Origin of the sequence: Vibrio sp. J502 (assembly GCF_025397955.1) — a bacterium.
GTDB lineage: Bacteria > Pseudomonadota > Gammaproteobacteria > Enterobacterales > Vibrionaceae > Vibrio > Vibrio anguillarum.
This window is the reverse complement of sequence record NZ_CP104555.1, coordinates 464,855-486,384: the sequence shown is the minus strand read 5'-3', so window position 1 is coordinate 486,384 and position 21,530 is coordinate 464,855. Positions and strand designations below refer to the sequence as shown.

The 21,530-nt window shown below is 43.7% G+C and carries 20 protein-coding genes and 1 pseudogene; 11 read left to right on the top strand and 10 right to left on the bottom strand.

From position 1 onward, the window contains the following. Positions 1–69: 69 nt before the first annotated feature. Positions 70–2,025, bottom strand: a complete 1,956-nt coding sequence (locus N5E84_RS17860; RefSeq protein ID WP_038220420.1) for an LTA synthase family protein — start codon at positions 2,023–2,025, stop codon at positions 70–72. A gap of 273 nt (positions 2,026–2,298) precedes the next feature. Between N5E84_RS17860 and N5E84_RS17855 the strand changes: the two genes are divergently transcribed. Both N5E84_RS17855 and N5E84_RS17850 read left to right on the top strand, forming a co-directional pair. Beyond that, positions 2,299–2,808, top strand: coding sequence for a cytochrome b/b6 domain-containing protein (locus N5E84_RS17855; protein WP_069212158.1), 510 nt, complete (start codon positions 2,299–2,301; stop codon positions 2,806–2,808). Positions 2,809–3,158: 350 nt separating this feature from the next. Further along, positions 3,159–3,518 carry a diacylglycerol kinase gene (locus tag N5E84_RS17850; protein ID WP_013868010.1) on the top strand — a complete coding sequence of 120 codons (360 nt, stop codon included), beginning with the start codon at positions 3,159–3,161 and terminating at the stop codon, positions 3,516–3,518. Positions 3,519–3,888: 370 nt separating this feature from the next. Here N5E84_RS17850 and N5E84_RS17845 read toward each other — a convergent pair. After that, positions 3,889–5,834 (bottom strand): annotated as a pseudogene (locus N5E84_RS17845) (M4 family metallopeptidase). Between the two features lie 269 nt (positions 5,835–6,103). On the opposite strand from N5E84_RS17845, the gene N5E84_RS17840 reads away from it, so the two are divergent. Continuing rightward, complete coding sequence (locus tag N5E84_RS17840; protein ID WP_019281855.1) at positions 6,104–7,012, top strand: IS5 family transposase; 909 nt, start codon at positions 6,104–6,106, stop codon at positions 7,010–7,012. A gap of 138 nt (positions 7,013–7,150) precedes the next feature. Here N5E84_RS17840 and N5E84_RS17835 read toward each other — a convergent pair whose 3' ends face one another. Continuing rightward, on the bottom strand, positions 7,151–7,384 hold the full coding sequence (locus N5E84_RS17835) for a hypothetical protein (RefSeq protein WP_019281856.1): 234 nt from the start codon (positions 7,382–7,384) through the stop codon (positions 7,151–7,153). Positions 7,385–7,469: 85 nt separating this feature from the next. On the opposite strand from N5E84_RS17835, the gene N5E84_RS17830 reads away from it, so the two are divergent. Then, a complete protein-coding gene (locus tag N5E84_RS17830; protein ID WP_019281857.1) occupies positions 7,470–8,015 on the top strand; it encodes a hypothetical protein in 546 nt (181 codons plus the stop codon). Between the two features lie 126 nt (positions 8,016–8,141). On the opposite strand, the gene N5E84_RS17825 is transcribed toward N5E84_RS17830, so the two are convergent. After that, the gene (locus N5E84_RS17825; RefSeq protein ID WP_019281858.1) at positions 8,142–8,516 is read right to left on the bottom strand and encodes an isochorismatase; all 375 of its coding nucleotides are present in this window, start codon (positions 8,514–8,516) and stop codon (positions 8,142–8,144) included. A 107-nt stretch (positions 8,517–8,623) separates the two neighbouring features. On the opposite strand from N5E84_RS17825, the gene N5E84_RS17820 reads away from it, so the two are divergent. After that, positions 8,624–9,490 carry a LysR family transcriptional regulator gene (locus N5E84_RS17820; protein ID WP_019281859.1) on the top strand — a complete coding sequence of 289 codons (867 nt, stop codon included), beginning with the start codon at positions 8,624–8,626 and terminating at the stop codon, positions 9,488–9,490. A 142-nt stretch (positions 9,491–9,632) separates the two neighbouring features. Here the strand turns inward: N5E84_RS17820 and N5E84_RS17815 are convergent, their stop codons facing one another. The 3 genes from N5E84_RS17815 to N5E84_RS17805 form a co-directional block, all read right to left on the bottom strand. Beyond that, complete coding sequence (locus tag N5E84_RS17815; protein ID WP_019281860.1) at positions 9,633–10,382, bottom strand: substrate-binding periplasmic protein; 750 nt, start codon at positions 10,380–10,382, stop codon at positions 9,633–9,635. Between the two features lie 197 nt (positions 10,383–10,579). Then, positions 10,580–11,611, bottom strand: a complete 1,032-nt coding sequence (gene tdh, locus N5E84_RS17810) for an L-threonine 3-dehydrogenase (protein WP_019281861.1) — start codon at positions 11,609–11,611, stop codon at positions 10,580–10,582. Then, positions 11,608–12,804, bottom strand: a complete 1,197-nt coding sequence (locus N5E84_RS17805; protein ID WP_029388140.1) for a glycine C-acetyltransferase — start codon at positions 12,802–12,804, stop codon at positions 11,608–11,610. Before N5E84_RS17805 ends, tdh begins: the two co-directional genes overlap by 4 nt. A 174-nt stretch (positions 12,805–12,978) precedes the next feature. On the opposite strand from N5E84_RS17805, the gene N5E84_RS17800 reads away from it, so the two are divergent. Further along, on the top strand, positions 12,979–13,902 hold the full coding sequence (locus tag N5E84_RS17800; RefSeq protein ID WP_017046048.1) for a LysR family transcriptional regulator: 924 nt from the start codon (positions 12,979–12,981) through the stop codon (positions 13,900–13,902). 9 nt (positions 13,903–13,911) lie between these two features. Beyond that, on the top strand, positions 13,912–14,295 hold the full coding sequence (locus tag N5E84_RS17795; protein ID WP_017046047.1) for a VOC family protein: 384 nt from the start codon (positions 13,912–13,914) through the stop codon (positions 14,293–14,295). A 36-nt stretch (positions 14,296–14,331) separates the two neighbouring features. Here N5E84_RS17795 and N5E84_RS17790 read toward each other — a convergent pair whose 3' ends face one another. Next, positions 14,332–14,697, bottom strand: coding sequence for a hypothetical protein (locus tag N5E84_RS17790; protein WP_019281863.1), 366 nt, complete (start codon positions 14,695–14,697; stop codon positions 14,332–14,334). Positions 14,698–15,041: 344 nt separating this feature from the next. On the opposite strand from N5E84_RS17790, the gene uhpT reads away from it, so the two are divergent. From uhpT to N5E84_RS17770, 4 genes are all read left to right on the top strand, one after another. After that, on the top strand, positions 15,042–16,436 hold the full coding sequence (uhpT, locus tag N5E84_RS17785) for a hexose-6-phosphate:phosphate antiporter (RefSeq protein WP_069212028.1): 1,395 nt from the start codon (positions 15,042–15,044) through the stop codon (positions 16,434–16,436). Between the two features lie 195 nt (positions 16,437–16,631). Continuing rightward, complete coding sequence (gene uhpA, locus N5E84_RS17780; RefSeq protein ID WP_029388141.1) at positions 16,632–17,237, top strand: transcriptional regulator UhpA; 606 nt, start codon at positions 16,632–16,634, stop codon at positions 17,235–17,237. Beyond that, entirely contained in the window at positions 17,237–18,772 is a 1,536-nt protein-coding gene (gene uhpB / locus N5E84_RS17775; RefSeq protein ID WP_069212029.1) for a signal transduction histidine-protein kinase/phosphatase UhpB, read from the top strand. The genes uhpA and uhpB overlap by 1 nt, the downstream gene beginning before the upstream one ends. A gap of 19 nt (positions 18,773–18,791) precedes the next feature. Then, entirely contained in the window at positions 18,792–20,126 is a 1,335-nt protein-coding gene (locus N5E84_RS17770) for an MFS transporter (protein WP_019281865.1), read from the top strand. A gap of 46 nt (positions 20,127–20,172) precedes the next feature. On the opposite strand, the gene N5E84_RS17765 is transcribed toward N5E84_RS17770, so the two are convergent. Together N5E84_RS17765 and N5E84_RS17760 are read right to left on the bottom strand one after the other, a co-directional pair. Next, positions 20,173–20,559, bottom strand: coding sequence for a cytochrome b562 (locus tag N5E84_RS17765; protein WP_019281866.1), 387 nt, complete (start codon positions 20,557–20,559; stop codon positions 20,173–20,175). A gap of 98 nt (positions 20,560–20,657) precedes the next feature. After that, positions 20,658–21,401: a phosphatase gene (locus N5E84_RS17760; protein WP_013868021.1), complete on the bottom strand. Its 744-nt coding sequence runs from the start codon at positions 21,399–21,401 to the stop codon at positions 20,658–20,660. Positions 21,402–21,530 lie beyond the last annotated feature (129 nt).

Sequence of the window (21,530 nt, the reverse complement as noted above, 5' to 3'; positions counted from 1 at the left end):
AGTTTATGTTTCTCAGCTACTTTTGGGTACTGATTTATCGCATAACGCTGTAGGTGGATAAAAATATAATCAATATGAATCAGATGCGGTATAGTAGTTTTCTTTAAACGCTAAGCTTCCCCACATAGCATTGGCATGGGCACGTTTAACCACTTCTGGATCCAACTCTTTTTCTGTCAGGGTATCTGATTTAAAATCATATTGATAAGTAGAAATACCTTGCTCAGGCCGAATAACAACCAGTTGGTTGTCTGCTGTCATATAGCCATAGTTTTTATCTCGTTGCATCATTACTCGCTGCTTCTCAGCAGGAACATCATGAGTTAAATCGAACCCAATCATTGGGTTTTGGCTACTGATACCGGCCAAAGAAAGCAGTGTGGGTGCAAGGTCAATTTGACTAACTAGACGATCGTCAATGCGGTGTTCAATGCCGCCACCAAAAATCACCGCTGGAATTCGAAAGTAATCGACTGGTACAGGCTGATTACCCTGTGTTCTAGCATCATGATCTGCCACAGCAACAAACACCGTGTTATCCCAATATGGTGACTTTTTCGCTTTTTCAATGAACTGTCCAAGCGCATAGTCTGCATATTTCACCGCATTTTCCACCGTTTGCTTTGGCTCATTATACGGTTCAATCACGTTATCAGGGTATTCAAATGGGCTGTGGTTCGATGAGCTAAAAACTAAGCTAAAGAACGGTTTACCTTCACGACTCATCTTCGTAAATTGCTGATCTGCCTTATTGTAGAGATCTTCATCTGACGCGCCCCATGAACCAACATATTTAGGCGACTCAAAAGTTGGGAAGTCTTGCATATCGACAAAACCGTTACCTAAGAAGAAACTCTTCATATTGTCAAAGTGGCTTTCACCACCGTAAATAAATTGTGTGTGGTAATTTCGAGACTTTAATAAATCCGCAATTGAAAAGAAATTCGTTTGGCTTTTACCTAACTTGACCACCGAACGTGCAGGAGTCGGAGAAAACCCAGTGGTCACCGCTTCAATACCACGAACAGAACGCGTTCCCGTTGCGTACAAACGGGTGAATGCCCACCCCTCATCAATCAGTTTATCGATATTGGGTGACGCATCGATACCACCAAGGCGGCTAACATAACGTGCACCGTGACTTTCAAGCAGAAGGATTACGATATTTTTAGGCTGGCCTTGATAGGTCGCTTGATGCATTGCCATGCTAGGTTGTTGTGCAGAGACAAAGTCTTTATTGTCGACATTCATGGATGCACGAATTTCTTGGACGATCTCCTGCTTATCCATTTTCGGGTAAAACTCAAAAGCACTCGCTTCAGATTTCATCTGTTTGGCAGCAAAAATCGCTGAAAATGAGGAGTTTAACGTTAAATCATTCACCAAAGGGTCACTAGAAAAAGCCACCATCGCCGGATTTAATGGACGGTGTCCCAGTGAAGAACGCGCCCCCAAAATACCAATAGCCACAACAAAAATAGCAATCAGCGGACGCCAATACCATTTAGGAAAGCTTAAGTTCGAAACAAGCTGCTTGCTCCATTTCCAACCGACAAAAAGTGTGAACGTGGAAACTACGGCACCAAGGAAAAGTTCAAATTTATAGCCACTCCAAAGCATACTGAAAACTTCTTTGGGATAAATGAGATATTCGATAAAAATTCGATTAGGTCGCAGATCGTACTCAATAATAAATGGCGGTGTTGCTGCTTCCATGTAAACAATCAACCACAAACCGCCGGTAATCCACACACGTAAAAACCAATGCCAAACCCGACCGACAGCATGATCGCCAGACAGTAGGCTAGATAACAACGCTGGTAAAATGAGCAAATAACAAAGAGAAACAATATCAACTCGCAGACCACTTAAGAAAATGGTGAGCCATCCACCAGCATCACTCACCCGTTCAAAATGCCAGATAGCCAGTCCTAAACGAGAGACAAAAAAGATAACTAACCCCACCACGAATACAGCAGCAATTGGATAGAGAGGCCCTAAGTAGGGTTTGATTTTATTGAGCATAAATTTCAACAACTATTAAGATTAAATGAATGATTAGATAATACGTTAAGGCATTGATAAAAGAAATAAGTTCCATTTCATTTTGTAAAACGAAAAACTATCGCCTATTTTATCTTCATGCGTTAAATGTCTTAAGTTTTTCTTAAGATTAATATGGCAAATTCCTTTATCGAACACTGACAGAATTAAGAGTGGCGGGATTTATTTAGATTAATTAAACGACAGAAATCCATTTCAATCTTGATAATATAAACAAAATAGAGGAACGCTAAAATGCCTAAAACTTACAAATGGGATCTATTTGTTCGCTTGACACATTGGATTGTGGCGGGATCTTTCTTAACCAATTACCTCATAACAGAAGAAGGTAGTAAAACACACCAATGGATTGGCTATCTACTGATGATCACGATATGCCTTCGTCTCATTTGGGGTCTTATTGTCCATTCCCCTGCTCGCTTGTCTGCCTTTAAGCCTTCAATACACAATGCGTTTATTCACATAAAGCAAGTAATAGAAACAAAAGAAGATCACCATGAAGGGCACAACCCAGCTGGAGCTGTTATGGTCTGGATCTTGTGGTCTGGCCTCCTCATAACAAGACTTAGCGGCTGGGCAACACAACTGGACATGTTATGGGCAAATGACTGGCTCAGCGAATTGCATGGAGCGCTCGCAAATCTAACGATGCTGGCAACGGTAAGCCATATAGCCGCCATTGTGATAATGAGCCACTGGACTGGCCACAATTATTTAAAAAATATGCTGTTACATAAAAAATAGAAATATGTTCATTGAACCTGAGTGCTTAGGTTCATCAGGTTTAATCGACTAAGTAACAGGGGTGTCTTTACAAAAAGATCCGTATTTAATGCTCTATTTAACTTTTAATTAGTATTCATGACTGAAGATGCCGTCTAAATTTTAATCATTACTATGGCGATTTTTGTTAATAGGGATAACATCAACTTTGTATTATTTCAAAAAAGTGACATGGCAATGAATTTTCATATAGAAAAATAATAGATAGATACAGTATGCTACATCCGATAGCACTTTTTAATAAGATGAGAGTCAACTCAAGCTATCGACATTTTTATTATCTCATTATTAACTATTAGGTTACTCACTTTATGAAACCAGGCCGTACAGGAATAAGTCGTTTATTTTACGCTACAGGTTATTCAATGAAAGGCCTTCAGGCTGCATGGAAAAATGAAGCCGCCTTTAGGCAAGAAATCGTCGCTTCTATCATTCTAATTGCGATCACTTTTTTCTTGCCGGTCAATGAATTAGAACAGTTAATGATGATCGGTAGCTTAGTACTGATTGTCATCGTTGAGCTTATGAATTCAGCCGTGGAAGCTGTAGTTGATCGCGTAGGTAGTGAGTGGCATGAGCTCAGTGGCCGTGCGAAGGATATAGGATCAGCTGCAGTTTTGATTGCACTACTTTTTGCTGCATTTACATGGATTTTTATTTTGGTACGCTAAATGAAGTGAGCGTTTGAAAATTATTCGTTTTCTTACGTCGGTATTAGTTTTCTCCTAGCGCTATATTTTGCCACCGCCGTTAACTTGCTTGTTTATTCTGTAGTCGCGGAGTAAATGCTGTTCAAAAAAAGCGCCCCAACCGGAGTAATGCCAGTCAGCTAAGCTGACTGGCATTACTCCGGTAAGTCTACCGAAAATTTGCACTCTATGTTTTTATATCCTAAATGTTAACACACACTTATGATGTTCTGTTTCCACTTATTACATGGTTAGCCATATTAGTTCTTCCGCTGCATAAAAGCATGCCGATTGAGATCGAGTGATAAAAGTGGCACTTATATATGCTCAGATAAGCTTTACAGCCACTGAATTACTTACAACTGCCTTGATAATTCCAATACCAATAATTATCAAATGGATCTGCTCCCCAATTATCTTGAATTGCAGTAAATCGATGTCCGTAGTATTGAACTTGCATACCCGTAGGGTAGTAATAAGAAGGGGACCATTCGCTCAGAGTAGTACATAAATCTTGAGGTTCGGGTGGAGCGGGTAATAAACCTTCTGCAATCACAACAAGGTGAGTATCTACAGAACGGTCAGCACCAGTAACTAATACATAAATATCAGTTCCTTTTATACCACTAAAACCACAATATTCGTCATTAGTCTGATTACGAGAAACGCAATCAAAGTCATTCACTGATACAGGTCTATTAATGGCTACATAAAGATCAACGTTGCCATGACCATGGTATGTATAAACTGAGGCTTCATCTGTTGAAAGATTTTTCAGAACATAATGTTGTTCATTACCATAATTAGCATCGATGATTACTGGTTTATTACTCGATAATGTAACAATGTTAGGCTCTGGTTGGCTTGAACCACAGTTTTGTACTTGGATCCCAACTTGAGCAAAGGCGCTGCTTTGCAAACGCCATCAGCACCTTGCTGAAAGTTTGAATTTGGTCGCCAATACAGTTGATTCGCCGTTGCATAAGCAATGAAGGCTTGCTTAATATTCCAGCCATGGCTGGTTGCAAGATGGTAAAACGCTTTGTTGAAAATCCCTGAGCTATGGTGGACGTCTATACCTTGATAATACTGGTTAATATGGTCAATCGAACTGCCGTCTCGACTTGGGCGAATGAAATAACGCATCGCGTCTGAATATTTCATCACGTGCTCACCCATCTTCCAGTTAAAGCTGCCATGAACATATTCACTTAATGCTGCGGCTGCAACATCAGAAAAGGATTCATTCATCCCGCCAGACATTCCACGATACTCTAAACCTGAATTTTGCTCAGTAAAGCCATGACTCACTTCATGTGCAATCACATCCCACGTCGCAAGTGGATACATTGATTGATTACCATCACCAAAGGTCATCTGACGGCCATCCCAGAATGCATTACCGTAGTTATAACCGTAATGAACACGCATAGTGAGTTTCTGCTGAATAGGTCGAGTATTGAGCCACTCCATATACATGTCAAAAACACGTTGGCCAAAATAGTGAGCGTCATTCATTGGTGCATAAGCTCCGTTAACAGCCCGATGGTTGTTGACGTGACAATCAAATTGATGGACCCATCCGCCATACTCTTGATTATTCATATTGAGCGTAACAACATTAGCGCTATCCATGCGGCAGTCTTTGCTAACCTGGAAACCACCATATTTTGTATTAGCACCAAAGTAGTAGCGGCCACTTTTTTGATTACCGCCTGGACCCTCGGCTTCAATAAAAGTCAGCCCCTCCCACTCATCAAGTATTTGTCCTGATTTAGCATCGACTAAGGAGATTGGGCGAGATGGGGTCATTCCGTTCCTAGAGAGAAAATCGACTTTATAGACCAAATAAGCGGTTTGCTGATCATCTACCCAAATCATCAATTCAGTCTGTGCATCCTGCACACTTGTAGCAGTAATACCTTGTAGCTTTCCTTTGGCGGCATCGATTGCTTGGTCAACATTAATCATCGGTAAAGTTGAACCAATATCTGATTCAATCCCCGTTAAGACATGGCCATCAATTGCCTTTGCAAAACCACGATTAGAAACATCCGTGACCACAAAATGACCATAGACCGGAAGCCCATAATGGAGCTGTTGTTTACGAACGAGTGTTTCCTGTCCTACTCTAACGACATTCGCATCACGATAGCTAAGTGACCGAGAAGAAGCAGAGAATCCTCTTGTATTATTTTCGTTGATCACCTTTGAGAGATCGATTTGTGAATAGTCAATTAAATTGGCAGCCTGTACCGAAAATACGGCCGACAATAATATTAATATAATAATAGGCATAGCTTACCTTTGTCTTTTTATTGTGTGTTTAAATGTATAATGCCCATCCATATTACGGATAACTCAACACAACAATTAAGTGCAAATAGTTTGATATATGATATTGATTCAGAATAATTTTTTATCCCCTAAAATAATGTGATCTTATTTCCAAACCAAATGGAATTAAGTCAACTCGATACGCTCAAAAAGGCGTTGTTGCCTAAATCAGTTGAACCTTTTCCAAATCCTGTGATCTGATCCTTTGAGAGGATTGGAACGGTGGTGACATGGGTAAAGCGAAAAAGAAGATAACTAACTGGGCGGAGTACAATAAGGCTTTGTGCAAACGTGGTTTGGTTACATTCTGGATAGATGACTCAGCCATTGATGCATGGCAATGCAAAACCCACCATGGTAAGCGTGGTAGAGGATTCCAGTACTCTGATACAGCGATTGAAACTGCTTTGATGATTAAGGGCATCTTCTCTCTGCCATTGCGTGCACTTCAAGGCTTTATCGACTCGATTTTCGAGCTATTGGATGTTCCGCTGACATCTCCTGACTACACCTGTATCAGTAAACGTTCAAAGACAGTTCAAGTCAAATATCGCAATAAATCTAGAGGGGCTATTCGCCATATTGCCATTGACTCGACTGGCCTCAAAGTCTTTGGTGAGGGTGAATGGAAAGTGAAAAAGCATGGTGCAGAAAAGCGCAGAACATGGCGTAAGCTGCACTTAGCTGTTGATGTAGACACTCACGAAGCGATAAGTGCGGAAGTCAGCCTTGTCAATGTGGGCGATAGTGAAGTACTACCTACGTTGCTCAACCCGCTACGCAGAAAGGTCACAGCCGTATCTGCCGATGGAGCATATGACACCAAAAATTGCCATGATACTCTGAAAAAGAAGGGTTGTATCCCGCTGATACCGCCTCGAAAGAATGCAGCACTTTGGGAAGATGGCCATCCCAGAAACGGAGCAGTAACAGCTCTGAAAAATGGGTCAATACCGAAATGGAAAGCCGAGTCTGGTTATCACTATCGCTCAATATCTGAGACGGCAATGTCCCGATATAAAGGACTGACTAGCGGTACATTGAGTATGAGATGTTATAACGCTCAAGTGGGCGAAATCATGGCGAATGTCAAAGCCATAAACAAAGTCATAGGACTAGGAATGCCTGTCAGAAACTGACAGCTAGTCATATATGGCGTCGTTGATTTTCAAGCTGATTTGATCAACAACGCCGCTCAAAAATACAAGCAAAAACGAAATCACCACTCTCCTTATTACGAGCAAATTGTTCACTTTTATCTAACTACCCCATTGCTGCTATGATTTAGGAGTAAATAGTATCTCCTTGCTAATGACCTTCATTCCATATGGCGTACTTTCAAGAATACGTCGTTCGCCGTTTGATATGTATTCCTTAATCGTAAAAGAGTCACGCTCTTTTACTATTTCACTGAACTGCTCCAATAGCAGGCTTCCATCGTGACCTATTGCCTCAGCACTTGCCAAAAGCTTTTCATTACAACAAATTTCAATTCGGTGGATTATCTGCATACTGATTTACCTACGTTTATGCCTAGCTATAGTATGCACTAGGCCAAGTTTGTGTGAACACTTCGGATTATGAACTTCCTGGCTCATGCTATGTACTGATGAACTTTTCCACTCTGGTTTTAACCGAAAACCGGGAGTGGTAGAGTATTTTGAACTCGCCCACCATACCAGAGGTATTCGCGGTGTGATTTCGACAAGTTCCGAGCAGTCTGTCGCCGTAAATTACGCATTGCATCAGCAGCGTGGCTACGTCTACGCAGTAGAACTCAATCATGGAGGCAAAGCTGTAAAGACCTCTGTACGAGGTGCTTCACTTCACGAAGTCGCAACACTTAATATTCCGCCAGAAGATATCATATTTGCTGTAGGCCCGTTTAACGGTGCTGATATTGGGTATCATGATTTGATCAGCAAGCCTAATTATCGTTATCGTAGTGCTGAATTGCTGATTAATCCTCATGCAACCGCAACACCTGAAGTGGCCACACAAGCATTCGAACGGTTAAAAAATACGCTTAAGTATGATTTAAGCCCTGAAATGTCATTTGCAGAGCGCTATGAAAACCGCGCCGACTTATTATGGCATGAAGATGAAGCGCCTTTGTCTCCAGCAGAATCAAAGAGCGAATAGAGAAATAATTTAGGCACAATACTTCAATCAGTAAGGAGGGGCTTCCTCCTTACTTTTTCCACTAAAAACCGCTACAACCGAAGAGGCAACGCTTCAGAATGAAAAGCATCAGGATGCCTCAAAGATTTACCGCTCACCCAACACTTCAAAGTCATCGCTAGCTAAACGAGCTTTCCCATCACTCTCCACTACCCAATGCTCTTTATGTATGACACCAAATGCTTTATTCATTTGCCACTCAGCCGTTAGTATATATCCATTTTGCCCAGCGGGTTCCCAGTAAACATTCGTATAAGAAACCTCCTTAAAACCTTGATCCATAATATCTTGCCAGAAAGCCTCAATGGCACTTTTACCTTCAAAAACTCCAAATGGGCGAGCATGCATTGTTGATGTGGAAATGTATTGATCTGCACAACCTTTAGCATCTTGCTGGTTAAATGCGCTTTGCCACGCTTCAATGCCTTGCTGGCAAGCGGCTAATACTGAGTTATTTACCATCGTTTTTATACCTCTAAGTGATATTGTCCGCTATAGATTACCGCTACTCATCTCCATGAAAAACAGCAATAATAGAAATTACTGTTTAGTAAAAAAGAACAATAATCATGAATAGATTAAGACAAATGTCCATTTTTGCTCATATCGTCGAAGCAGGCTCGGTATCCGCAGCAGCTGATAAACTCAATATTTCTAAGTCAGTGGTTAGCCAGCATTTAAAGCTCTTAGAAAAAGAGCTGGGTATGATCCTGATGAAAAGGACAACAAGACGGCAAATATTGACCGATGTCGGTGAACGTTTTTACCTAAAATGCAAGGAATTAAATATACTTGCCAATTGCGCTTGGGATATCGCTAGCGAATATCAACTTGAACCTCAGGGGCGCTTTCGAATTACAGCTCCCAATGCATTGATGGATAGTTTAGTGGTTCCCGTTATTGCTGATTTGATGAAGACCTATCCAAAGCTGAAACCAGAGCTAATTTGTGATGATCAGCACCTTGATTTAATAGCCCACGACATCGATATTGCCATCAGAATTGGGGCCTCACATGATAGTAATATTAAACAAAAACGCATTGGTGAGTTTAGGGATGTTCTATGCGGAGTATCAGAAAAGAAAAAGAATATCAATGAATTGCCATATATTGCTAATGTTTGGCAATCAGAGAAAATAATACACCAATTTCACCACACTAGCGGTACATCTTTTATTTATACTAAACATGCAAATTGTATTGCAAATTCATTTCATAGCTGCCTATCTTTGATTCGTTCCGGTGCTGGCATTGGTATTATTCCTGATTTTTATTTAACTGAAATGGAGCAAAATCTAGTGAACTTAATGCCCGAACACACTTTACCTCTCAACACCGTCTACACCTTAACTCCGTTCGCAAGCCACGTTCCCTCGATAGTCAAACTATGTATTCATAATTTAGAGCAGTGCTTGGCAAGCAAACTGTCTAAATAAATGCTTTGCTCCACTATTTAAGAAAGAAATTAATACATTAAAAGGCTACATTGTCTGACCATCTTGAACGGTGGATAAAAATCTACCGCTCAAGCTAGATTTACAGCAAACGTCTAACACTGCTTTCGGAACCGCTTTTTATTTATTTCGACAAATAATCCGCCATGATTTTTTCCACATCAATACGACTTAACCCGTCATTGAGAATATTTTTCCAACGCTCGCCTTCTGGATTATTGGTAAAAGCAACATGCAGCGACTTTTCCACCAGCAATTGGCTGTTCATTTGTAAATTGGCTTTTATAGGATCAATCGCTGGCGTATTTTCTAACAAATATTGAAAAACATTACTATCAATCACCGCAAGTGAGATCCGTCCATGGCCGACTTTCGCAAGATTCTGACTGTCGCTGCTGACCGCTTCTGATTTTAGCTCTCCAGTTGCGATCATTTGGTCCAATTCTTCGGTGTTAACATAGCCCCGCACCACACCAATTTTATATGGTTTTAGATCGGATAAACTCGCCCAAGTTACAGGGGTTGCACTATTTTCAACAAACCCAAGTGGACCTAAACCAATCGAGTTAGAAAAGAGAATATCTTTAGATTCAAATAAGTATTCTGGAAAATATCCTGCATACTGAGCATCATTAGTCGCTAAGTATACAGCCCTCTCCCAAGGATAAAATTCAACTTTAAGTTCATGCCCCATAGCTTGAATCGCAGCAGAGACAACCGCAATCGAGGCTCCATTTTGCATAAGTTTGGGTGATGAATAAGGCGGCCATTCAAGTGAGGTAAGCGTTAACACATCAGCTTTGACCGAGAATGATGAAAATTGACTAACTAGCAATAGCGCACAGCCAGCTAGCGACGGTTTAAGAAGTTGCATGAATAGTTTCCTTTCTGAGGTGTATTTCCATTTAGCATAGTTAAGCTTTGAAAATTTACGAAAAATTTCGTGAAAGGAGCAAAAGAGATAGATTCGATAGTGCCAATTAGATCAGGGATAACAATTAAACTTCGTAATAGAAATTTATAGAATAAAGGGACTAAAAAGCCCCTTCATGGTGTTAGTAGATTAGTGAGTTACTGCCAATCAAGGATAACTTTGCCAGAAAGCCCGCTGCGCATAGCATCGAAGCCCGTTTGGAAGTCATCAATTTTGTAATGGTGAGTGATGATAGGCGTTAAATCGAGGCCAGACTGGATCAGGCTCGCCATCTTATACCAAGTTTCGAACATTTCACGGCCATAGATACCTTTAATCACCAAACCTTTGAAGATCACTTGGTTCCAATCGATCGCCATATCTGAAGGTGGAATACCTAATAAAGCAATACGACCACCGTGATTCATGGTTTTCAGCATAGAACTAAAGGCACTCGGTACGCCTGACATTTCAAGGCCGACGTCAAAACCTTCTGTCATGCCAAGTTCACTCATGACCTCTTCTAACTTTTGTTCCGCAACATTCACGGCGCGTGTCACGCCCATTTTGCGTGCAAGCTCAAGGCGGTATTCGTTGACATCGGTGATCACCACATGGCGAGCACCAACGTGTTTCGCCACTGCGGCCGCCATGATACCTATTGGACCAGCACCAGTGATCAGCACATCTTCGCCGACTAAATCAAATGACAATGCGGTATGTACCGCGTTACCAAATGGGTCAAAAATCGAGGCTAGATCATCGGAAATACCATCTGGGATCTTGAAAGCATTAAACGCAGGGATAACTAAGTATTCAGAAAATGCACCCGTGCGGTTCACACCAACACCCACAGTATTACGACATAAGTGAGTACGACCACCGCGGCAATTTCGACAATGGCCGCAAGTAATATGACCTTCGCCAGACACACGATCACCTAATTCAAAACCGCGAACTTCTTGACCAATGCCAACCACTTCACCGACGTATTCATGGCCAACCACCATTGGCACTGGGATGGTTTTTTGTGACCACTCATCCCAGTTATAGATGTGAACATCGGTGCCACAAATTGCGGTTTTCTTAATTTTAATCAGCAGATCGTTGTGACCAAGTTCAGGCATTGGTACTTCGGTCATCCAAATGCCTTGCTCTGGTTTGAGTTTGGATAATGCTTTAATTTTCATTTAATGAGCCCCATTTCTTGGCCAACAGCAATAAACGCATCAATGGCGTGGTCGAGTTGCTCGCGGCTATGCGCGGCTGACATTTGTGTACGAATACGAGCTTGGCCTTTGGGCACAACAGGGAACGAGAAACCAACAACATAAATGCCCTTAGCTAATGCTCGTTCTGCAAACTCTGCTGCAACGATAGCATCGCCGAGCATAATTGGGATGATGGCGTGATCCGCACCACCCATAGTGAACCCCGCGCCTTCCATTCGAGTACGGAAATGCGCAGCGTTATCCCAAAGTTGGTCGCGAAGCGCGGCGCTTTCTGCTAGCAAATCCAGCACGCGAATCGATGCTGCAACAATCGCTGGCGCAACCGAATTAGAGAATAAATAAGGACGTGAACGTTGACGAAGCCAATCAATCACCTCTTTTTTACCGGAAGTGTAGCCACCTGAAGCACCACCCATGGCTTTACCAAGGGTACCGGTGATGATATCAATACGGTCAATCACATCATGGTATTCATGCGTGCCACGGCCATTTGCACCCATAAATCCAACCGCGTGTGAATCATCCACCATGACGAGCGCGTTATATCGATCGGCTAAGTCGCAAATTGCGGGTAAATTAGCTACCACGCCATCCATTGAGAATACGCCATCCGTTACGATGAGCTTATTACGAGCACCCGCCGCATCGGCTGCGATCAACTGCTGTTCCAACTCTTGCATGTTATTGTTGGAGTAACGAAAACGCATCGCTTTACATAAACGCACACCATCAATGATTGAGGCATGGTTTAACGCGTCAGAGATAATCGCGTCTTCTTTATCTAAAATAGTTTCAAATAAACCGGTGTTTGCATCAAAACATGAGGTGTAAAGAATCGTATCTTCTTTACCTAAGAATTGAGAGAGCTTCTGTTCCAGTTGCTTATGGATATCTTGCGTACCACAGATGAAACGTACCGAAGCCATACCAAAGCCGTGACTGTCCATGCCTTGCTTCGCCGCTTCAACCAGCGCAGGGTGATTAGCCAAACCAAGGTAGTTGTTGGCACAAAAGTTCAACACTTCTTCACCAGTAGAAATCTCGACCGACGCTTGTTGTTGCGAGGTAATCACACGTTCAGATTTATACAGACCTTCCGCTTTGATTTCCTCAAGCTGGTTTTGGATCTGTTGATAAAATGCAGAAGACATTGCTACGTCCTTATTTTTATATAGCGCAATAGCTATGGTGTAGGGCAGCCTAAACGAAAATAGATCCTTCATTTACACTGTAAAATCGCTTAATGGTATTTTAGTTGATCCCATTTACGACTATTATCCCATGACATGGAAAACCATTCGTGAACTTCAGGCACAAATACAATTATGATCACGCATCGTCTTATCGCCCTGCTGCCTGATTTAGCGGCTTTCATTCTCGTCGTCAATGAAGGTAGCTTTACGGCAGCCGCTCAAAAGCTGGGGGTAACACCTTCGGCATTAAGTAAATTGATTACCCGTTTAGAACAAGCGCTATCAGTGAAGTTATTTGAGCGAACCACGCGCCAACTCTTAATCACTCAGGCAGGAAAGCGCGTTTATGATCAAAGTCTGTTGATGGTCAACGCTGCGCAGCAAGCGGTTGAGCTTTCAACCTCTGACCACACCGAACCTGCAGGCGCACTCACTGTTGCGGCACCTGAAGCATTTTTGAACTCAGTTCTGCAACCCCTTGTGCTTCCTTTTCTAACTCAATACCCTGAAATTCAACTTAAGCTGAGAGCTGCAGATGGTGCGATCGATTTATTCAAACACAATATTGATGTGGCGTTTAAACTGACTGATAAGCCAGATGAAAACTTGGTACTGCGTGAAATTGGCAAAACCCACTTAGTGTTGTGCGCCAGCCCAGAATATATAGCGGCCAGAGGCACGCCAATCCACCCTATCGAATTAACGGATCACGACTGCTTGTATCTTGCCGAAACCGAGCGTGACCATCTCTGGGATTTTCATAAAGAAGATGAGTTCCATACAGTGGCCGTCTCAGGCCGCTATGCAGTAAACCACTCACAAATGCGTTTGAACGGCGTGAAAAATGGCTTAGGTATCGGCATCTTCCATGATTTTGTCATTCAGCAAGCGCTCGTTGAAGGCAGCGTCGTCCGGCTATTAGCCGATTGGACGATCAAAAGTAATTACTACGGCTCGATTGCCATGCAATATCCGCAAACCAAGTACATGCCAGCAAGGTTGCGGGTGTTCATTGATTACGTCACTGAACATTTGGTCAGCCAACTCAACAAATAAAGGGTAATCATGCTAAAACGAATCCACCACGCGGCAATTATTTGTTCAGACTACGCACGTTCCAAAGCGTTTTATACTCAGATCTTAGGGCTGCCTGTTATTGCTGAAAATTACCGCGCCGCTCGCGATTCATACAAGCTGGATCTTGCTTTGCCCGATGGCGGACAAATTGAACTGTTCTCATTTCCAAATACACCACCAAGACCAAGCTTCCCTGAAGCTCAAGGGCTACGACATTTAGCGTTTGTGGTGGACAGTGTCAGTGAAGTCAAAGCGTATTTAGAGGAAAAAGGCGTCATCGTCGAGCCCATCCGCGTTGATGAGTTCACTGGTCGCGAATACACATTTTTCGCCGACCCAGATGGTTTACCGTTAGAGCTTTATTCTGAATAGTGAATAGTGAATAGTGGAAGGAATCAAGGCTATTTTCTAACGCCAGTACAACAGATTAAATAATGGTGGCGCACGAGGAACTTGTTTTTCAAATCGTACACTTAGAGCCAAAAAAGTGTAGCTGTCTGAAACAAACAAGTTCAGTCGTGTCAGTAAAGGTGTCGTTGAAAGTGAATCTTGATGAAAGGTGGAGAAATGAGCAAAGGGACAGGGTTTCGTATGCTGTGTCTGTACTTCTCCCTCTTCAATTTGAACCAGCTCAAAACCATTAATGGTGCACAGTGTGGCCCAAACCCCCGCCATATTGCCATGCGCGTTTATTACAGGCATAAGCGACACCAACACCCAACTGAGCGCGCTGGTGAGCAACATTATTCTGTTAAAACGGTTTAGGCGAATCATAGCAACACTCAATTTTTTCTTGTCGACACTCTATAACGCAATGATAAAAATAACAGTGCGGCAGCGCTAAAAACTTAACAAATACCCTCAAGTTCGCTACAAATCGTTAGCTTAAAGACGACGTTTCAAGATGCATATCAATGTGACTCCATTCACGCTTTGTCTATCAATCCACCCAAACTAGGAAATATTCCTAACTCAGTTAGGCCATGCCCTCAAGTCAATCGCCAAGCCGATTTTTACAATCACTCTATAATGCAGCCAGACGGTTGCTAGCCATTCGACTCTGGTGTGAATTGACTGACAGCAGAGATTTCTTTGACGTGATTTTCTAAGGATTTCACATGCTAAAACTTTTGCAACAGGTTCGGCTACCGACCCTCGATCTCCCCGCAGCAGAACGCCGTAAAATGTGGTTCAAACCATTTTTACAATCATACCTTGTGGTGTTTATTGGCTACATGGCGATGTATTTAGTGCGCAAAAACTTCAACGTTGCACAAAACGATATGATTTCAACCTACGGCTTGTCGATGACACAGCTAGGGCTGATTGGTCTTGGTTTCTCCATCACTTACGGGATTGGTAAGACAGTGGTCTCTTACTACGCCGATGGCAAGAACACGAAACAGTTCCTACCTTTTATGCTGATCCTTTCTGGTATTGCAATGCTTGGATTTAGCATGAGCATGGGCGGTTCAAGCGTCAGCATTTTCCTAATGGTTGCTTTTTATGCGCTAAGCGGTTTTTTCCAAAGTACTGGTGGGCCATCAAGCTACTCCACTATCACCAAATGGACGCCCAAAAATAAACGCGGCACCTACTTAGGTTTATGGAATATGTCGCACAATGTCGGCGGCGCAGGTGCGGCAGGCGTAGCACTGTTTGGTGCAAACTATCTCTTTAATGGTCACGTTGTGGGCATGTTTGTGTTCCCATCAATCATCGCATTAGTGGTGGGTTTCATTGGTTTGCGTTACGGTAGTGACTCTCCTGAAGCATACGGTTTAGGTACGGTCGAAGAGTTGTTTGATGAAGCGGTCAGTGAGGAAGATATTGCTGCGGAAGAAAACCAAATGACCAAACGTGAGATCTTTGTTGAATACATTTTGAAAAACAAAGTGATTTGGTTACTCTGCTTTGCCAACATCTTCCTCTACATCGTGCGTATCGGCATCGACCAGTGGTCTACTGTGTATGCCTATCAAGAACTTGGTTTGTCAAAAGAAGCGGCCATTTCAGGCTTCACTCTCTTTGAAGTGGGCGCATTAGTCGGCACTTTAATGTGGGGTTATCTGTCCGATCTTGCTAATGGCCGCCGAGCTTTGGTCGCCTGTGTCTCTCTGGGACTCATCATTGTTGCGCTCGAATTCTATCAGCACGCCACCAGCGAGTTTATGTATCTCGGGTCACTGTTTGTGCTAGGTTTCCTTGTTTTTGGCCCACAATTACTGATTGGTGTTGCTGCGGTTGGCTTTGTGCCGAAAAAAGCGATCAGTGTCGCAGATGGCGTTAAAGGCACCTTTGCTTACTTAATTGGTGATAGTTTTGCCAAACTTGGCCTAGGTATGATCGCCGACGGTACACCGATTTTTGGCCTCACTGGCTGGAAGGGCACCTTTGCTGCGCTCGACACTTCAGCGATGATCTGTATCGTACTGCTGATTCTTGTCGCGATCGCAGAAGAGCGTAAGATCCGCCATGAGAAAAGGCTAAAGCTGGCCGCAGCTGCCGCTTAGCTCCCAGCAAAATCAAACGCGATATTCTCTTTTATGAGTGTGTCGCGTTTTATTGTGCCACCCCTTCCTTTTTGACGCGCTAGACTCCTCTACAATGGCATCCATAGCAAAGGGATATATTGCTTGTTTAATTGTCTCTGTGGCGTTAGTTTAAGCTCCCTTTTTACTCAGGCAATATAAACAGCGGGGATTGTGATGATCAAAGTAGCACTAGTGGATGACCATATCGTGGTACGTTCAGGCTTTGCCCAACTCATGAACCTTGAAGACGACATTCAAGTGGTCGGCCAATTTAGCTCGGCGGCCGAAGCGCGCGCAGGGCTTCCCGGCACGGGGGCAAACGTCTGTATTCTTGATATTTCAATGCCTGATGAAAGCGGGCTGTCGCTGCTTCAAGATCTCCCCTCTGGGATAGCATGCATTATGCTGAGCGTTCACGATTCCGCGGCCATGGTCGAAAAAGCCTTGGAGGCTGGAGCAAGAGGCTACTTAAGTAAACGTTGTAGCCCCGATGAACTCATCCAAGCCGTACGAACCAGCGCCCACGGTGGTTGCTACTTAACACCCGATATTGCGCTTAAACTCACCTCTCCCAAGCGCGAGGTAAAGCTATTAGCACAGTTGACCAAACGTGAGCGGCAAATCAGTGAAATGCTGGCTGCCGGGCTGGATGTGAAAGCGGTCGCCAATGAGCTTGGACTTAGCCACAAAACCATTCATGTCCATCGCGCCAATGCCATGGATAAGTTAGGTGTGAGCAATAACGTGGCCTTAGCGAAATATTTTTCTGACTCATTCTAATGCCACGCTATTTTATTACGTCACTCTGCGCTTGGTTTCTACTCTCTTGCAGTTGGTTTTGCTTGTGGGTTATCGCCTACTATTTTGTCAACGATCCGGAACTGGCGATCTTCTTCTTTCCTTTTGCTCTGCGTTTAGGCACTGCGCTGCACAGTCCACAACGTTACTGGCCCGCGATTTATGGTGCAGAATGGTGGCTGACGATTGCGCTCGCCATGCTAATGGAACAACCTCAATGGCTGACCGTACTCGCCGCCAGTATCGCAACGCTGCCCTTAAACCTGCTCGCCCAGCGCTACTACCACGGAAGTCAGTGGCGTCGCTTTATTGTGATGGGCGGGTTGATCCTCGCCAGCGCTATCATTAATACGCTGGCCACCACCTACCACGGCCATGCCGCGTCAATGGTGATGTTAGTCAGCATCACAGCTGGCTTAATGATTGTGCCAAGCTGCTATTTGATATGGAATTATCTTTTCCAAAGCACTTGGGTTCCACTGACGGCGAACTTAGTCTCTCGTCATATCGAATTTCGCACGCGTCACGTCTTACTCTACTCTTTACTATTTATTTTAAGCATTGCGCTGCAAATTGGTTTACCTGATGAGCTTCGGCGTTTTGCGCCATTTTGTTTAGCCATCCCGATCATTTTGCTCGCTTTTCGCTACGGCTGGCAAGGTGCATTGCTCGGCACTCTGCTCAATAGCATTGCATTGATCGCGGCTCGTAGTGGTGTCTCTAATATGGAAGTCACTGATCTCCTGCTCTCTCTTTCAGCACAAAGTTTAACTGGCATTTTGCTGGGAATGGGTGTGCAGCGACAAAGAGATCTCAACACCAAGCTGCGCCAACAGCTTGATCGTAACCAAAATTTGTCCCGCCAATTAGTCAAAGCTGAAGAATCCGTTCGGCGCGATATTGCTCGCGAGTTGCACGATGAGATCGGTCAAAACATTACCGCTATCCGTACTCAAGCCAGCATTATTCAACGCGTCGAATCTCAGCCCGTCACCAGCAATTGTGCTAAAACCATTGAATCTCTCTCTTTAAATGTTTACGACACAACTAAAAGTTTGCTAACCCGTTTACGCCCTAAAACCTTAGATGATTTAGGCCTAGTCGAAGCACTGGATCAACTGCTGCGTGACCTTGAATTTGAGACGCACGGCATTCAAACCCAAGTGGTTTGGACGGGGAACTCAACCACTCAACTGCAAAAGTTAAGTGATGCCACCAAGGTGACCCTTTATCGATTGTGCCAAGAGGCGCTCAATAACGCCTTAAAATACGCGAAAGCTAGCCACATTGTGATTGAGTTTTCGTTGACAAGTGATGTCACACTGCGCATTCACGATGATGGCATCGGTTTCAAAGCACAAGCGCAGCTGAACGGCTTTGGTTTACGGGGGATGCGTGAGCGAGTCGAGGCATTGGGTGGCCACTTTCAGATTATTAGCCACTGTCAGTCTACAACAACCAACCACGATCTAAGCGAGAATGGCACTCAGCTTACCGTCACACTGCCCCACTTATAATCGTGGAATATAAAGCACTATGATAAATTTTCTACGCTCTCAACCACCGCAACCGCTTCTTGCATCAGCGCAGGAGGTTAACCAGCAGTACCGTTATTGGCGCTTTCACATCATGATGGCGATGTATGTCGGTTATGCGCTTTTCTACTTCACGCGTAAAAGTTTGAATTACGCCATGCCCGCGATGATTGCTGACCTCGGTTTAGATAAGAGTGATATTGGCATCATGGGCACGTTGTTTTACATCACCTATGGTATCTCAAAATTTCTGTCTGGGATTTTGTCGGACCGCTCCAACCCGCGCTATTTTATGGGCCTAGGGTTAATGGCAACGGGTTTTATCAATATTCTGTTTGGTTTTTCAAGCTCAATCAGTATGTTCATCTTACTCTGGGTGCTCAATGCTTGGTTCCAAGGTTGGGGATGGCCTTCTTGCTCTAAACTCCTGACAACTTGGTATTCGCGCTCTGAACGTGGTTTTTGGTGGGCGTTATGGAATACCGCTCATAACGTGGGTGGCGCGTTGATCCCATTACTGGTTGGCTTTCTCACTTTCCATTTTAGTTGGCGCGAAGGTTTTATTGTACCGGGCTGTTTAGCCGTTATTGGCGGGGTTTTCTTATGTTGGCGATTGCGTGATAAACCAATGACCCAAGGTTTACCCAGCGTTGGTCAATGGCGTAATGACGCCCTTGAACTGGCGCAAGAAAATGAAGGCCTCGGCCTTAGCACTAAACAGATCTTGCACACATATGTGTTAGGAAATAAGTACATTTGGTTACTCGCCTTGAGCTATGTACTGGTCTACATAGTGCGTACTGCCATCAATGATTGGGGAAATATCTACCTTACCGAGCAACAAGGCTATGATTTGATCACGGCTAATGGCGCGCTTTCGCTGTTTGAAGTCGGTGGGTTTATTGGATCGTTAGTCGCAGGCTGGGGTTCAGACAAACTGTTTGGCGGCAACCGTGGGCCAATGAACCTGATTTTTTCAATGGGCATTTTTCTTTCGGTGGCAGCGCTGTGGCTGATGCCGTTAACGGGGTTTGTATTCCAAGCCGCTGGCTTTTTTACGATTGGCTTTTTTGTCTTTGGCCCACAAATGTTAATTGGTATGGCCGCCGCGGAGTGTTCTCACAAAGATTCGGCTGGCGCAGCAACTGGGTTTGTGGGGTTATTTGCGTATATGGGCGCAGCGCTCGCCGGTTACCCGTTAGCCATTATTGTCGAGCAATTCGAATGGCGAGGTTTTTTTGTCACCATTTCTGTTTGCGCCGCTGTGATCGGCTTACTACTGCTGCCTTTCTTACAAGCTCAGTTTTCAAGCAGTGACCACCCCACGAACCATTGAACGTTATAACCAATCCAACGTTATCGTGAGGGGGCCACAAAGCTGATTAACCAAATAAGCGCTTCCAGATACTTGGGTTACGCTGCTCGTGGTATTCAACACGCAGTTCGTCTACCGTCCGCAGCGTTTGTTGAGCTTGCTCTAAATTTCCTTGCTCAAGATCCACTTCGATTTTGTCTAATGCCACTGAAAGCTTATTAAACCCTTCTAAATAGAGATCTTGCTTCTCCGGTGGATAATTTCCTCGTTTTGACTCTTCAACCACCTGACTTAATCTCTCAATGGGTGCTTGCATTGTTTCAACGCTGGTCGCTTCTGCCGCTTGTTTAAATTCAAGCTTCATTTGTTTCATGTTCTGTTTTAAGTCAACATTAGCCGCCGACACGCTAGCCGCAAATAATGCGCAAGCTGTTAGTATCATTATTTTTTTCATAATTATTTCTTTTTATTCTGGCAAGAAGTGCCAAGTTTAATGGATCTCAAGATAAAAGAGGGACAAATTTTTGTCATTTTTTATGACCTCTTTACGGCTTATAGTGTTTGATATTCTGCGATCGCTTTTCGCCCGCGCAGTGCTAAAAAGGCCAGAAACTGCTCGACACTGTGCGTAATCACTTTCTCAGCAGCAATACCAACGTTCTCAAGCAGTTCACTGGCCAGTTGAAGTTGGCCGATATCTTGACAAAAATGGGCATCGCTGCCAGTGGTAACATAAGCACCATGTGCTTTCGCCACCTTAGCAATTTCATAACAGCGATCGACACTCCCTACCCTGCTGTGTCCTTTTAAGGTGCTGTTATTAATTTCTATCGCAACGTGATGCTGGGCGGCGCAGGCGATCACCTCATCAAAATCAAAATCGAAATTAGGGTTACCTAAGTGCCCTAGCGCATCCACTCGTCCACCTTTAATCACATTGATCAACGCTTCGGTATGCGCTGCTTTATCGGCAGGCTGAAATACGGGCTCATGAAAACTGGCGATCACCCAATCTAAGTTTTGGTCAACAGAAGGGTGAACATCAATCTCGCCAGCACGATTCATGATGTTGGACTCAATGCCTCGGATAATGGCAACACCGTCTAAAAAGCGCGGCAAAATACGTTGATTGGAGAAGAACCAATAATGCGGCGCTCCAGGCATCGACTGCGCATGATCGGTTGTGCAAAACATTGCCAATCCATTTTCTTTAGCTGAACGCGCGTTTTCAATAAGCGTGCTGTAAGCGTGACCACTTGCATAAGTGTGAGTATGAGTATCAACGACAAGATTCATTTTAATTATTCCATTCCAACAGCGATGCTTCAGTGTAACAGCCTCGCTGATGGCACTTCAATCTAAGGGCGATATATTCACCATATCGACACTTTCTGACCGGATGAAAACACACCGATGTGAAATGGT

Bases quoted from the DNA above. Each gene is read 5' to 3' on its own strand.
- N5E84_RS17860 (WP_038220420.1), bottom strand. From the start codon at position 2,025: ATGCTCAATAAAATCAAACCCTACTTAGGGCCTCTCTATCCAATTGCT.
- N5E84_RS17855 (WP_069212158.1), top strand. From the start codon at position 2,299: ATGCCTAAAACTTACAAATGGGATCTATTTGTTCGCTTGACACATTGG.
- N5E84_RS17850 (WP_013868010.1), top strand. From the start codon at position 3,159: ATGAAACCAGGCCGTACAGGAATAAGTCGTTTATTTTACGCTACAGGT.
- N5E84_RS17840 (WP_019281855.1), top strand. From the start codon at position 6,104: ATGGGTAAAGCGAAAAAGAAGATAACTAACTGGGCGGAGTACAATAAG.
- N5E84_RS17835 (WP_019281856.1), bottom strand. From the start codon at position 7,384: ATGCAGATAATCCACCGAATTGAAATTTGTTGTAATGAAAAGCTTTTG.
- N5E84_RS17830 (WP_019281857.1), top strand. From the start codon at position 7,470: ATGCTATGTACTGATGAACTTTTCCACTCTGGTTTTAACCGAAAACCG.
- N5E84_RS17825 (WP_019281858.1), bottom strand. From the start codon at position 8,516: ATGGTAAATAACTCAGTATTAGCCGCTTGCCAGCAAGGCATTGAAGCG.
- N5E84_RS17820 (WP_019281859.1), top strand. From the start codon at position 8,624: ATGAATAGATTAAGACAAATGTCCATTTTTGCTCATATCGTCGAAGCA.
- N5E84_RS17815 (WP_019281860.1), bottom strand. From the start codon at position 10,382: ATGCAACTTCTTAAACCGTCGCTAGCTGGCTGTGCGCTATTGCTAGTT.
- tdh (WP_019281861.1), bottom strand. From the start codon at position 11,611: ATGAAAATTAAAGCATTATCCAAACTCAAACCAGAGCAAGGCATTTGG.
- N5E84_RS17805 (WP_029388140.1), bottom strand. From the start codon at position 12,804: ATGTCTTCTGCATTTTATCAACAGATCCAAAACCAGCTTGAGGAAATC.
- N5E84_RS17800 (WP_017046048.1), top strand. From the start codon at position 12,979: ATGATCACGCATCGTCTTATCGCCCTGCTGCCTGATTTAGCGGCTTTC.
- N5E84_RS17795 (WP_017046047.1), top strand. From the start codon at position 13,912: ATGCTAAAACGAATCCACCACGCGGCAATTATTTGTTCAGACTACGCA.
- N5E84_RS17790 (WP_019281863.1), bottom strand. From the start codon at position 14,697: ATGATTCGCCTAAACCGTTTTAACAGAATAATGTTGCTCACCAGCGCG.
- uhpT (WP_069212028.1), top strand. From the start codon at position 15,042: ATGCTAAAACTTTTGCAACAGGTTCGGCTACCGACCCTCGATCTCCCC.
- uhpA (WP_029388141.1), top strand. From the start codon at position 16,632: ATGATCAAAGTAGCACTAGTGGATGACCATATCGTGGTACGTTCAGGC.
- uhpB (WP_069212029.1), top strand. From the start codon at position 17,237: ATGCCACGCTATTTTATTACGTCACTCTGCGCTTGGTTTCTACTCTCT.
- N5E84_RS17770 (WP_019281865.1), top strand. From the start codon at position 18,792: ATGATAAATTTTCTACGCTCTCAACCACCGCAACCGCTTCTTGCATCA.
- N5E84_RS17765 (WP_019281866.1), bottom strand. From the start codon at position 20,559: ATGAAAAAAATAATGATACTAACAGCTTGCGCATTATTTGCGGCTAGC.
- N5E84_RS17760 (WP_013868021.1), bottom strand. From the start codon at position 21,401: ATGAATCTTGTCGTTGATACTCATACTCACACTTATGCAAGTGGTCAC.